This is a genomic window from Nocardiopsis sp. NPDC058631 (assembly GCF_042716955.1).
GTDB lineage: Bacteria > Actinomycetota > Actinomycetes > Streptosporangiales > Streptosporangiaceae > Nocardiopsis.
On the sequence record NZ_JBHXQY010000127.1, the window covers coordinates 1 to 12,356 of the forward strand.

The window sequence follows — 12,356 nt, forward strand, 5'->3', positions numbered from 1 at the left end:
ACCAGGTTGGGCAGCGAGTCGATCTCCACCGTCGTCACGATCCGCAGGTGCGCATAGGCCGGATCGGCCAGGATCTGCGCGATCGGATCGATGTACTCGTCCTTGTACCGGTCGATCTCCTCGGGGCCCAGCTCACCGTTGGAGGCCAGCGCCGCGCAGTCGCGCCCGGGCAGGTTGTAGATCACCACCTGAAAGACCAGCGGCTCACCCGCGGCCTGGACCACCGCCTCGTCCAGGTGATCGCGCAGCCCCATCGATCCCGTGGTGGGGCTGTTGTTGCCCTCGATCGCGCTGATCTGGTCCATCCACACACCGGTGGGCTCATCGGCGACCGCGTCCCCGCCGGGCTCGGCCGCGGCGTTGGCCGACCAGATCGGATTCACGTACACATCCGCACCCTCATACGGATTGTCCACACGCTCTCCGTCCCCCGGATCCGGGTCGGGGTCGGGGTCCGGGTCGGGCCCGGGGTCCACGGAGCCGTCACACAGCACGCCGTTGAGGGTGAACTCCGACGGCGCGGCGTTGCTGCCGGAGTAGGAGGCGTTGAACCCGAAGGACACGGTCCCGTTCGTGGCGACGGAGGCGTTGTGACCGGCGTTGGTCACCGACACGTCCTGCCCCGACTGGGTGTGCGATCCGTTCCACAGATTCGAGACCTGCTGGTTGCCGGGGAAGGACCAGTCGAGGGTCCAGCCGTTGAGGGCGGTACCGAGGTTGGTGATCTCGACGCTCGCGGTGAAACCCGAGCCCCAGTCGTTGACCTGGTAGTCGACCTCGCAGCCCGGGGCGGCGCTCGCGGGCGTGGTGGGGAGAACGGCCAAGGTGGTGCCGAGTAGGAGGGCCGAGACCGCGGCGAGGCCTCGTCGTGTCCGCGAGCGTGTGCCCGCTCCACGGTGGATTCTGTTCATGTCGTCTTCTTCCTGATGGAGGGGGGTGACCAAAAGGAGCATGCGGAGTGTCGTCCGGCTGTGCGGGCGACGGTTGTGTGGAGTCCGCTCAGACGTGGACGGGGGCGGAGGCGCACGGGGCATGACGACCTCTTCCGGGCAGGGGCGCAGCGCGCCCAGAACTGCTTGGGAGCGCTCCCAAGCGGCAGGCGAAGAAAGCCCGACCATCATGGTGCGACGCCGGGCGGGAAGGAGGTTGAAGGAGGGGGATGTCAGGGGAGGGGGATGGCGGAAGAATGTGACCCACATCATTTGGGAACGCTCCCACGAGAGTAACCAGACGCCGACCTCCTGTAAACACCCCGTTGCGGGAATCCTTCGCCGACGTTTCCCCCGCGCCCCCTTGTATCGCCGGGCCGCCCCTCTCACACCTCGATCATCCGCCAGGCGCCGGCGTCGGCCGGGTCGTCGGTGAAGGCGTAGCGGACCGTCTCCCGGTCCAGCGCGACCAGCGTCACCGAACCGGTCGCCCAGACCCGTCCGTCCCCCAGGTCGGCCCTGGCCATCAGGCCCGACGGATCACCCGACTCATCGGAACCCGCCGAGCGGGGTGGCGCACCGGCGGCCTCGGTGATCAGCCGCGGCCACTCCCCCCACACCTCCTTGATGCCGTACACGCCGGCCAGGTCGCCCGGGTCGGGCCTGGTCCGCGCGAACTCCGGCGTGTGGCGCTCCGCCCGCGGGTCCTGCGGGTCGAGGCCGGTGTTCACCACGATGCTCACCCCCACAGGCAGCGGCCGGGTGTCCACGCACCGCCCGTCCCAGCTGTGCAGCCCGACCCTGTGGGGATCGGCGTCCAGGAGGTGGAAGGGCGCGTACCGGGTGGGGTCCTCACCGCGCAGCGGGTCCCGACCCGCGTGCGTGAGGGCGTGCAGCGGCAGGTCGCCCCGGCTCGCCGGGTACACCCCTTCCCAGGGCATGCGCCCGTCCCAGGGCCACCCGTTGAGCAGAGCCGACACACGGGGGCGTTCGGAGTTCGCCGCCAGCCAGGTTCCCCCCGCCAGTCGGTCACGGCCGCCGACCAGCGCGGGCCGGTCGGGCCAGTGGTGGGCGGGCGGGTCCCAGGGCCGGGAGGACATCTCGTCCCGGAGCGCCGCGATGACGAGGGGTGTGTCCGCGCCGGGATCGAATCCGACGATGACGGTGCACATGAGGACCTCTGCTGTCTCCCCCGGCGGCACGGCCCGGGCGGGCCCGCACCGGAGGGTGAACGGAACGGTACCTGGACTCTACGACGCCGCGGGCTCCTCCGGGAGTGGCGGGCGGGTGCCGGACCGGGCAGGCCCCCTCCTCCGGCCCGGCGTGGTGTCCGTACCACCCGGTATCCGGGGGGCACTGCACCTGCGCTGACTCAGGGGGTCTTCTAGGCTGTGGACCTCCTTACTCTTAGGACGTCTGTGGCCGGTGTGCCCCATGTGTCTTCCGGGACCCGACCACCTCGTCTCCCGTACCAGCCAGGAGTGTGCGTGCCCGTGCAACCCGACCGACCCGACGACGGTGCCAACCGCACCCCGGACAGGGCTTCGCAGGGGGCTGCCCCGACCGTCACCGATGCGCGCCCCGGCCGCACCGGGCCCGGCCCTCTCGGCCCCCCGCCCGAACCGGGGCTGACCCGGTCGGAGATCGCCGAGCGGGTCGCGTCCGGCCGGACCAACGACGTCCCGGTGCGTGCCAGCCGCAGTGTCGGCCAGATCATCCGCGGCAACGTGTTCACCAGGATCAACGCGATGATCGCGGTGTTGTTCGCGATCATCGCCGTGATCGGCCCCGTCCAGGACGGGCTGTTCGCCATGGTCATCGTGATCAACACGCTGATCGGTATCGTCCAGGAGCTGCGTGCCAAGCGCACCCTGGACAAGCTCGCGATCGTCAACGCCGCCCGCCCCCGGGTGGTGCGCGACGGGGTGACAGTGCGCGTGGCCACTCAGGAGATCGTCCTGGACGAGGTCCTCGACGTGGGCCTGGGCGACCAGATCGTGGTCGACGGCCTCGTCACCTGGGCCGGAGGGCTGGAGGTCGACGAGTCCCTGCTGACCGGCGAGGCCGACCCCGTGCTCAAGCAGCCCGGCGACACGGTCATGTCGGGCAGCTTCGTGGTGGCCGGCTCCGGGCGCTTCCGAGCCACCAAGGTGGGGCGGCACGCGTACGCGGCCCGCCTGGCGGAGGAGGCGAGCCGGTTCTCGCTGGTGCACTCGGAACTGCGCTCGGGGATCAACCGCATCCTGACCTGGATCACCTACGCGCTGTTCCCGATCGGCGCCCTGCTCATCTACAGCCAGCTGTTCATGGGCGGGCACGTCACGCTGGACGCCCCGGCGGCGGGCGGCCAGATCTCCGGCCCGCTGGCCGACGCGCTGCGCGGCATGGTCGCGGCCCTGGTGTCGATGATCCCCGAAGGACTCATCCTGCTCACCAGCATCGCCTTCGCGGTCGGGGTGATCAGGCTGGGCAGGTACCAGTGCCTGGTGCAGGAGCTGCCCGCGATCGAGGGCCTGGCCCGCGTCGACGTGGTGTGCACCGACAAGACGGGCACCCTGACCGAGGCCGGCATGAAGCTGGCCGAGATCCGTGACCTGGGCGGACGCGCACAGGACGAGGGGCCGTCGCCGTCCCTGGTGCTGGCCGCGCTGGCGGGCAGCGACCCCGACCACAACGCGAGCATGGCCGCGATCGCGCAGGGGTTCGAAACGGCCGGGGTGGCCGCCCCGGACTGGCCCGTCACCGCACTGGCGCCGTTCTCGTCGGCCCGCAAGTGGAGCGGAGCCAGCTTCCTCGCCCCCGGCGGCGAGGAGCACTGGGTCCTGGGCGCCGCCGACGTGCTGTCCTCCCCCGACGCCCCTGCCGCGGCCGAGGCGGCCCGGCTCGGCGCGCAGGGACTGCGGGTGCTCCTGCTCGCCCGCGCCTCCGCCCGGGTGGACTCCGACGACGCCCCGGGCGACGTGCGCTCCGTGGCCCTGGTGGTCCTGGACCAGAGGGTCCGCGAGGACGCCGGATCCACCCTCGACTACTTCGCCGGCCAGGGCGTGGACGTCAAGATCGTCTCCGGTGACCACGCGGCCTCCGTCGGCGCGGTGGGCCGTGAGCTGGACCTGCCGGGCGCGGAGCGGCCGGTGGACGCCCGCGATCTGTCCGCCGACGCGGACGAGCTGGCCCGCGAGGTGGAGGAGCGTTCCGCGTTCGGACGGGTGACGCCGGAACGCAAGCGCGACATGGTGCGGGGCCTGCGGGGCCGCGGGCACACGGTGGCGATGACCGGCGACGGCGTCAACGACGTGCTGGCACTGAAGGAGGCCGACATCGGCGTGGCGATGGGGTCCGGGAGCCCGGCGTCGCGCTCGGTGGCGCAGCTGGTGCTGTTGGACAACCGCTTCGCGGTGCTGCCGCGGGTGGTGGCCGAGGGCCGCCGGGTGATCGGCAACATCGAGCGGGTGGCCAGTCTGTTCCTGACCAAGACCGTGTACACGATGACGCTGGCGATCATCGTCGGGCTGCTCGCGGTCGCGTACCCGTTCTTCCCCCGCCACGCGACGCTGATCAACGCGGTGACCTTCGGCATCCCGTCGTTCTTCCTGGCGCTGGCGCCCAACACCGACATCGCCAAGCCGGGGTTCGTGATGCGCACGCTGCGGCTGGCGATCCCCTCGGGGATGGTGGCCGGGTTCGCGGCGGTGACGACCTACCTGCTGGTGCTGGGTGGGCGGACCGTGCCGGACCCGGCGGACCGCACCGCGGTGGTGATCACGCTGTGCGCGACCACGCTGTGGGTGCTGCTGCTGGTGGCGAAGCCGTACGTGTGGTGGAAGGTCCTGATGGTGTGCTCCATGGTGGGCCTGCTGACGCTGGCCATGGTGACGCCCCTGGGCCGGTGGTTCTTCGACCTGGACGTGAGTGACCCGGCCAAGGTCCTCACCGGCCTGGCGGTGGCCGGGGTGGCGATCGTGGCGATCACGGTGATCCGGGTGGTGGACGACCGGTGGATCGCCCGGTCGGAAGCACGCGCCGCCGAGGAGGCGGCACGGGAGGATGCCGGGCGCCGGACGGCCTCCTCTGTCCAGTAGTACTTCGTCACGTTCCTGCTTTATCGGCTCGGTTCCGCTTGATGGGCGAGTCGAACTGGCTGTTGTGGAGGAACTCCGCGAGGACCTCGGCGCGTTCTGCGCCGAGGTCCTCGCCTCCGTCCCCCGCAAGTACTCCCGCGTCTGGAGCAACTGCTACCTGCGCGGACTGATGCTGGACGGACGACGCAAGTCCATTCAGCCCATGGCCGAGCGCCTACCCGACGGCAACATGCAAGCCCTGCAGGAGTTCGTGGGCCAGTCCCCACGGGAGCACGCCCCCGGCCAACGACGCCTCGGTAGGTGTCAAACCGACTTGGACAGGGACAGACCGGCCTGATCGGTGATCAGGTGGGTCTTCGACCCCTTCCTGCCCCGATCGACGGGATCGGGACCCGTCAGGTCCCCCTTTGGGAGCACGCGTGTTCACCAAGTCGATCGCGCACCGCGACCAGTCCAACTCGCCACGGGACCCGGGTTCGCCCAAGACCAGGCGGTGCAGCTTGGTCCGGACCCTTGCCCGGGTCCACTCGGTGAAGCGGCGTGCGCGGTGGGCCCGGAGGGACCGAACACCGGCGGCCGGTGCGGCCGGTGCTGGCCACGAAGATGATCGCGGCCAACACCTGCCGGTCTCCGTGTCCGCGTCGACCGCCGCCCTGAGGTCGGGTAGGTGCTTCGGGCACCACCCGCTGGAACAGTTCCCACAGCTCTTGCGGCGCCGGCCGCTCCACCATCGACACACGGCCGGCCTACCGACAACCCCCATGAGGCGAGCTCCTCCGACGTGAGGGCGGGCGGCTGTGCGCCGCCCGCCCTCCTGCCGGCCGCCCAGGTGGCGGCGCCCCGCAGAACTCTCCGACCTGATGCGGCCGACTCATGGTGCGATCGCCGGCCGTCCTGCCAGCGGGACACACGCCTCCCAGCGCGGCGATCGAGTCCGGCCGATCGAGACGATCGAGCGGGCAGCACCGCACCCGTGGCGCACCGGCTGGATCCGGCTCGCACCGCGAGGGCTTACCGCTCGGGCTTGCGGAAGCGCGCCACCGCCACCGGCACGAAGACCAGCAGGATCAGCAGCGACCACACAACGGTCGCTATGACCGGATTCTGTAGCGGCCAGCTGGCGTCCGCCGCGGTGCCCACCGGGTTGCCGAACAGCTCCCGGCAAGCGGTGATCAGGGAGCTGAGCGGGTTCCACTCGGCGATCGTCCGCAGCACGGGGGGCATGCCCTCGGTCGGTACGAACGCGTTCGAGAGGACCGCCAGCGGCAGCACCAGCCGCACCACGATCGAAGCGGTGGCGGGGGTGACGTAGAGCCCGACCACCACTCCGACCCAGCGCATCGCGTATCCCAACAGGATCACCAGGGCGAACGCGGCCAGCGCTGGTGCGAGACCTTCGTGCGGCCTCCAGCCCACGACGAGCCCCACACCCACCATGACGACGAGGGCGGGGATCGAGACGAGCATGTCCGCGGTCGTCCGGCCGAGGGGAACGGCGATCCGGGACATGGGCATGGAGCGGAACCGGTCCATGACTCCGCGCTCGACGTCCCTGGCGACCTCCTCGGTCGTCGTCGTCACCCCGAAGAAGACGGTGACGGCGAAGAGCGCGGGCATCAGGAACTCCCGGTAGTCACCGCCTCCGGGCACGCTGATCGCACTGCCGAAAACATAGCCGAACAGGACCACGAAGAGGACGGCGAAGACGACCTCGCCCAGCAGCAGGACGGGTTGGTGCCGCAGGTGCCTCAGCTCGCGCATGGTGATGGCCATGCCATCGATGAAAATTGACTGCCTGCGCCGGTCTTCCTTATGCGCCACACCGCTTATCGTGCTCATCACGCGCCCCTGTTCCCGGTCCTGAAGTTGAACGTGTCCCGAATGGCCTGCTTGTCTGCCGACCCCTTTTTGTCCTCCAGCCTGCGCCGCGACTCCGTGAGTTCGGAGAAGGCGTCGTCCAGAGTCGGTCGGCGCAGCACGATGTCGTCCGCGGCCACACTTCGGGAGTCGAGCTCGCGGACCACCGATGCCAGCGCGGCGATCCCATTCCGGACGGGAATAGTGATCTTCCGTTCATCCTCTTTGACGATCACGGTGCCGTTTGATACACCGCCTATCGCCGAAGCCGTGTCGTGAAGGTCCTCGAACTCCGGGACGACGACCTCCAGCCGCTCTCCTCCGGCCCAGTCCTTCAATTCCCCCGGGGTTCCCTCGGCGATCACCGTTCCGGAGTCCAGCACCACGATCTGATCAGCGAGCTGGTCCGCTTCATCGAGATATTGTGTGGTCATCAATATGGTCGTTCCCTCGACCGCCAGTGTGCGGACCATTCCCCAGATCTCACGGCGGCTCTTCGGGTCGAGCCCGGTCGTCGGTTCGTCAAGGAAGAGCACTTCGGGCGAGACGAGAAGACTGGCCGCGAGGTCAAGCCTTCTCCGCATCCCCCCTGAATAAGTCTTGACGACGCGGTCCGCCGCGTACTCCAGGTCGAACCTCCGCAGCAGTTCCTCGGTGCCCGCCCTCGCCTCGGCCCTGTTCAGGCGGTAGAGGCGGGCAAACATCATCAGGTTCTCTCGGGCGGTCAGCCGCTCGTCCAGAGCGGCATACTGGCCGACGAGGCCGATCCGGGACCTGACCTGCTGCGCCTGTTTGGCCACGTCATATCCGGCGACCCGGACGTCGCCCTCGTCATAGCGCATCAAAGTGGCGAGCACTCTCACCAGAGTTGTCTTTCCGGAACCGTTCGGCCCCAGAACGCCAACGACACTGCCGGACGCGACCGAGAGGTCGACGCCGTCGAGTGCCGTCGTCCGGCCGTAGCGTTTGACCAAGCCGTGGACGCTGATCGCGGGAAGTCCTGTGTTCATGGCCCGAGTCTCGCGGCGGCTCCTTCCAACGCGATCACAGAGCGCTTGCACGGCCGGGCAGGGATGTGATCGACCGGAGCGCGTACACCTCCTCCTCGCGTTCAGCGAGGGTGAGCATCCGTCGTTTTTGCATGAGCCACCCCTGTGAAATGCGGTGTTGCTACGACGGCATGACGCCACCCCCACATGAAATCACGCCGGATCACACTGCAACCCAAATCGACGATACCGACCGCCGAGGACTACAATCTGATCCTGCGACTCGAATTGGACAGCACAACGAACTTCGATTCCCTTTCGTCCGCAATGAAGAAGACGCGAATTTCTCGATCAAATCGAACGGCGACGACTCCTCGGCCGGGTTCAGCATGCTCCTGGACCTCGATCAGGACGCGGGACATGTCCATACCGCCGTGTACATCGACCCGGCTGCGGCGCGGCGGGGAATCGGCGCCGACGCCACACTGCTGACGGTCAACTATGCGTTCGCGATGTGGAACATCAGGAAAGTGTACTTTGAGACGACAGAAGCGAGCAGCGGAGATTTCGGCGCCATGCTCGACAAATCACCCGAGGCGACGCTAAAGGACTACATATTCTTTCGCGGAAACCTGTGGGACTTGAAGGTCTGTGCGCTGACCCGAGACGAGTGGGAGAAGGAACCCTGCGAATACGTCAAGAAACTGACCCCCCAGGGTTGACGCCGACGCGCTTCGCGCCCTGGACCAGTCCGACTCGCGCTGGAGCCGTTCCGATCCCGCGAGCGGGCCCTCCCCCCGTTCGAGCGTGTCGGTCCGCGTCAGTGTCTGGAGTAGCGGTCCCCACAACCGCGGTGACGGGCAAGCCCCACGTTCCGATGGCGACGCCCCCCGAATGATCGGGCTCAGGCCGGCTCCCCGGCCCGGATCGCGGCCAGGGCCTCCGCGAAGTCCGCGGACGCGGCTGCGGTGAACTCCGCCTCGAAACGGCGGGCGCCGAGCAGCGATCGACCTTTCTCGGCGGCGAGGGCGGCCTCGGGGCTCCCCTTGTCCGGGCCCCCGCGCGCGGCTTCCGCAGCGCCCAGCATGCGCGCCGCCCGGTGCGGGCGCTTTCGTGCGAGGGCGAGGACGGCCATCGCTTCGGCGACCGCGGCCGCCATCATCCGGTCCTGCCCGTCCGCCGCGATCTCCGCGGCCGACCGCAGCCGCTCCTCCGCTTCCCGGTGGTCGCCGCTGACCGCGGCCAGTCGCCCAAGGGCGATGGAGGGATGCATCCAGCTCGGTTGGAGGCGCCCCGACCGGCTCACCGGATGGCCCGCCGCGCGGAGAAGGTGGGCCCGCCCCTCCTCCGGGGACCCGGCGCCGAGAGCGATCTCGCCGCGAACGCGATCGACCAGGCAGGCCAGGTTGTCGTCGTGCGGGCACCGCTCGTCCAGCAGCGTCCGGACTCGGCGGAGGTCCTCCTGCGCCGCCGCCACGTTGCCGAGGCGCATGTGTTCCAGGGACCTCAGCACGAGCGTGAACCCTGCCCGATCATGGGCACCGAGCTCCTCGTAGTAGAGGAGCGCCCTGGTCAGAAGCGAGAGCGCGACGCCCGCCTCCCCTGCGAGGCTGTAGCCTTTTCCCGCTCCCGCGGCGGCATTCGCCGCGTTCCACCTGTCACCGAGCGCCTCGAACGCGGCGAGTGCGCAGTCGTAGGAGGGGACCGCCGCCGGAAAGCCCTCGCTTTCGGAGAGCACCGAGCCGATGAGGAAATGCGCCATCGCGGCCCACCAGGGGTCTGTGTGGCGGGTGAGCGCGACGAGGGGGCCGAGCGGCGGCCGGCTCTTCGCCCCTTGCGCCCACAGCGGCGGTACGGAGTCCGCGATGAGGGCGAGCAGGTCGCCGACCGGAAGGCCGCGCACCGATTCCTTCGCGGCGTCGGCCGCCTGACGAGCTCCTCCCCGGTCCCCGCCGGAGCTGCGGAGGAGCGATGTGTACAGGAGCGCGGTGGCGCGGCTCTCGATGAAAGCACCGCTCGCCTCGTCGCCGACAGGAAGGGACAGCGCTTCGTCCAGCTGGGACAAGCCGTCGGCGTGGTTGCCGGTGAGGATCCAGAACCATCCCTGTGCGGCCACCAGTCCTACCGCGGTCTCCGTGTCCTCGGTCTCGACCGCCCAGCGCAGGGCCGCGGTGAGGTTGCCGTGCTCCCGCTGGAGCCGACGGATCCAGTCCACCTGGTCCGCGCTGCGCAGCGCGGGCTCCGCCCTGTCCGCCAGCGCCCGGAAACTGCGCATATGCGCGTGGCGCAGCCGGTCCAACTCCCCCGACCCGTTCAGCACGTCCAGTGCATAGGCCCGGAGCGTGTCGAGCATGCTGTAGCGGGGCGGTGCTCCCGTCACCTCCAGGGTCTGGACGAACGACTTGTCCACAAGGGAGTCGAGAAGCGCGGGTATCTCGTCCGGGTCCAGTCCCGAGCCCGCGCACACTTCGACCACGGAGTCCAGTACGGCCCCCGAAGGGAACACCGAGAGGCGCCGGGCGAGTATCTGCTCGTCCGGGTGGAGCAGGTCCCAGCCCCATTCCACGACGGCGAGAAGCGTCCGGTGCCGCGGCAGGGCGATACGGCTCCCCCCGGTCAGCAACCGGAACCGATCATTGAGCCGCGGAGCGACCTCCTCCACCGGCAGTGCGCGGGCGCGGGCGCCGGCCAGTTCGATCGCCAGCGGCAACCCGTCCAGTCTGCGGCAGATCTGCAGGACCGAGGGCAGGTTGGCCTCGGTGGGCTCGAAGCCCGGCCGCACCGCCTTCACGCGTTCGAGGAGCAGGCGGACCGACGAGTAGGACAGCGCCTCCGGGAGCCCCACGTCGCTTCGCGGCACCGGGAGCGGCTGTACCGGCCACAGCGCCTCGCCCGTGATGGCCAGCAGTTCGCGGCTGGTGACCAGGATCCGAAGCTTCGCACACCGGCCCAGCAGCGTTTCGGCCAGATGGGCGCAGGCTTCGACGAGGTGCTCGCAGTCGTCGAGGAGGAGCAGGACATGCCATTCCGTGAGCTTCTCGGCGAGGTGCTCCGCGGTGTCGTGCCGATCGGGCAGGGGGTCGGAGAACGGTTCACGCACCAGCGGTTCCGATGTCCGACCGAGCACGGCCGCGATCTGCCGAGGAAGGGCGGCCGGATCGCTCACACCGGCCAGTTCGACTCTCCACACCCCGTCCGGATAATCGTCGAGCACGCTTCGGGCGACCTCTGCGGCCAGCCTGCTCTTGCCGACTCCTCCAGGGCCGACGAGCGTGACCAGGCGGGAATCGCGCAGCAACCGCGCGACCTGTTCCGTGTCCTCCTCCCTGCCGACGATGCCGGTGATCGGTGCCATCAGGTTGCCGCGCGGTCGCGGCCTCGCCTTCACCGGACGGACGGGCGACGCCCCCGGCCTCTCGCGGAGGATCTCCTCATGCATCCGGCGCAGGCCGAGGGCCGGAGACACCCCCAGTTCCTCGTCGAGTCGTATGCGGATCCGTTCGAAGAGCGCCAGGGCCTCGGCCGGTCGGCCCGCGTCGCGCAACGCACGCATCCGCAGTTCACTGAGCCGTTCGTGCGGTGGGTCGTGCTCCGCCTCGGCCGCGATCACCGCCAGCGCGTCCTCCGGCTCGCCGATCGCGATCCGGGCTTCGGCGAGGTCCTCGATCGCTCGCAGGCGCAGACCGCTGAGCCTGGCCGCCTCCGCTTCGAACACGCCGCCGGAGAACTCCGAGTACGGACCGGCCCTCCAGAGCCCCAGCGCCAGGGTCAGCCGGTCTACGGCGTCACGGTGGTCCCCCCGTGCGCGGTCGGCGGCCCCTTGGCGGACCAGGCGCTCGAAGACGGCATGGTCCACCTCCTCCCCCGAGAGCCTCAGGCGGTAGCCGGAGGACTGGGATTCCAGACGGGTTGACCGGCCCGGGAACAACGCCTTGCGGAGCCGGAAGACCAACGACTGCAACGCGTTGACCGGGTTCGCCGGAAGGTTCTCCCCCCACACGGCCTCAAGCAGGGATTCGACGGGGACGGCGCGTTCCGGCGCCAGTGCGAGCCGCGCCAGCAGGGTCCGAAGCCGCGCGCCGACGAGGGTGAGGGGAGCACCGCTGTCGTCGCGCATCTCCAGTGGACCCAGCACGGCGACCCACATGACGTCGGCTCAGTCCTCCCTCGAATCCGGAGAGCGGGCGGAACCCCCATCAGCCCCTCGTCCGGCTGACGGCGCGAGCGCAGGCCCTGCGGTCCACTTTACCGTTGCCGTTGGGCGGCAGCCGATCCACTCGCACGAGCCAGCATGTCAACCGGCAGGTAAACGCTCATCTGTTCCAGAAGCTCCTGCGGAGGCGTTCCCTCCCCGGTGTACACACGGCCAGATGGACGTGGGCGACCGGGACCGCGATGGCGTTCCGGACCGCGGCGCCGTGACCGGTGCGGACACCCGTGACGGCCCGGGGCGGCGGTTACCCAAGGGCACCACGAGGGTGGCGGCCCTGGGGTTGGGCCCC

At 69.8% G+C, this 12,356-nt stretch carries 8 protein-coding genes and 1 pseudogene; 3 read left to right on the forward strand and 6 right to left on the reverse strand.

Translation table 11 applies throughout. The features are described from left to right. Both ACFWTE_RS27375 and ACFWTE_RS27380 read right to left on the reverse strand, forming a co-directional pair. On the reverse strand, window positions 1-911 hold a 911-nt coding region (locus ACFWTE_RS27375; protein ID WP_378782796.1), incomplete at its 3' end, for a cellulose binding domain-containing protein. 404 nt (window positions 912-1,315) lie between these two features. Beyond that, window positions 1,316-2,101, reverse strand: coding sequence for an NRDE family protein (locus ACFWTE_RS27380; RefSeq protein ID WP_378782797.1), 786 nt, complete (start codon window positions 2,099-2,101; stop codon window positions 1,316-1,318). A gap of 315 nt (window positions 2,102-2,416) precedes the next feature. Here ACFWTE_RS27380 and ACFWTE_RS27385 point away from each other — a divergent pair, with 315 nt between their 5' ends. Next, entirely contained in the window at window positions 2,417-5,008 is a 2,592-nt protein-coding gene (locus tag ACFWTE_RS27385) for an HAD-IC family P-type ATPase (RefSeq protein ID WP_378782798.1), read from the forward strand. Then, entirely contained in the window at window positions 4,974-5,345 is a 372-nt protein-coding gene (locus ACFWTE_RS27390) for a transposase (protein WP_378782799.1), read from the forward strand. The genes ACFWTE_RS27385 and ACFWTE_RS27390 overlap by 35 nt, the downstream gene beginning before the upstream one ends. Here ACFWTE_RS27390 and ACFWTE_RS27395 read toward each other — a convergent pair. From ACFWTE_RS27395 to ACFWTE_RS27405, 3 genes and pseudogenes are all read right to left on the reverse strand, one after another. Then, a pseudogene (locus tag ACFWTE_RS27395) lies at window positions 5,315-5,745 on the reverse strand (transposase); the annotation flags it as partial. The gene ACFWTE_RS27390 and the pseudogene ACFWTE_RS27395 sit on opposite strands and share 31 nt — an antisense overlap. A 274-nt stretch (window positions 5,746-6,019) precedes the next feature. Further along, the gene (locus ACFWTE_RS27400) at window positions 6,020-6,829 is read right to left on the reverse strand and encodes an ABC transporter permease (RefSeq protein ID WP_378782800.1); all 810 of its coding nucleotides are present in this window, start codon (window positions 6,827-6,829) and stop codon (window positions 6,020-6,022) included. Between the two features lie 17 nt (window positions 6,830-6,846). Beyond that, window positions 6,847-7,875 (reverse strand): ATP-binding cassette domain-containing protein, encoded by a 1,029-nt coding sequence (locus tag ACFWTE_RS27405; RefSeq protein ID WP_378782801.1) that lies wholly within the window; start codon window positions 7,873-7,875, stop codon window positions 6,847-6,849. A 170-nt stretch (window positions 7,876-8,045) separates the two neighbouring features. On the opposite strand from ACFWTE_RS27405, the gene ACFWTE_RS27410 reads away from it, so the two are divergent. Beyond that, the gene (locus ACFWTE_RS27410) at window positions 8,046-8,576 is read left to right on the forward strand and encodes a GNAT family N-acetyltransferase (protein ID WP_378782802.1); all 531 of its coding nucleotides are present in this window, start codon (window positions 8,046-8,048) and stop codon (window positions 8,574-8,576) included. Window positions 8,577-8,758: 182 nt separating this feature from the next. Here the strand turns inward: ACFWTE_RS27410 and ACFWTE_RS27415 are convergent, their stop codons facing one another. Continuing rightward, entirely contained in the window at window positions 8,759-12,001 is a 3,243-nt protein-coding gene (locus tag ACFWTE_RS27415) for a BTAD domain-containing putative transcriptional regulator (RefSeq protein ID WP_378782803.1), read from the reverse strand. Window positions 12,002-12,356: the final 355 nt, after the last annotated feature.

Excerpts from the sequence above, each read along its gene's own strand:
- ACFWTE_RS27405 (WP_378782801.1), bottom strand. The coding sequence starts at position 7,875 with ATGAACACAGGACTTCCCGCGATCAGCGTCCACGGCTTGGTCAAACGC.
- ACFWTE_RS27390 (WP_378782799.1), top strand. The coding sequence starts at position 4,974 with ATGCCGGGCGCCGGACGGCCTCCTCTGTCCAGTAGTACTTCGTCACGT.
- ACFWTE_RS27380 (WP_378782797.1), bottom strand. The coding sequence starts at position 2,101 with ATGTGCACCGTCATCGTCGGATTCGATCCCGGCGCGGACACACCCCTC.
- ACFWTE_RS27410 (WP_378782802.1), top strand. The coding sequence starts at position 8,046 with ATGACGCCACCCCCACATGAAATCACGCCGGATCACACTGCAACCCAA.
- ACFWTE_RS27415 (WP_378782803.1), bottom strand. The coding sequence starts at position 12,001 with ATGTGGGTCGCCGTGCTGGGTCCACTGGAGATGCGCGACGACAGCGGT.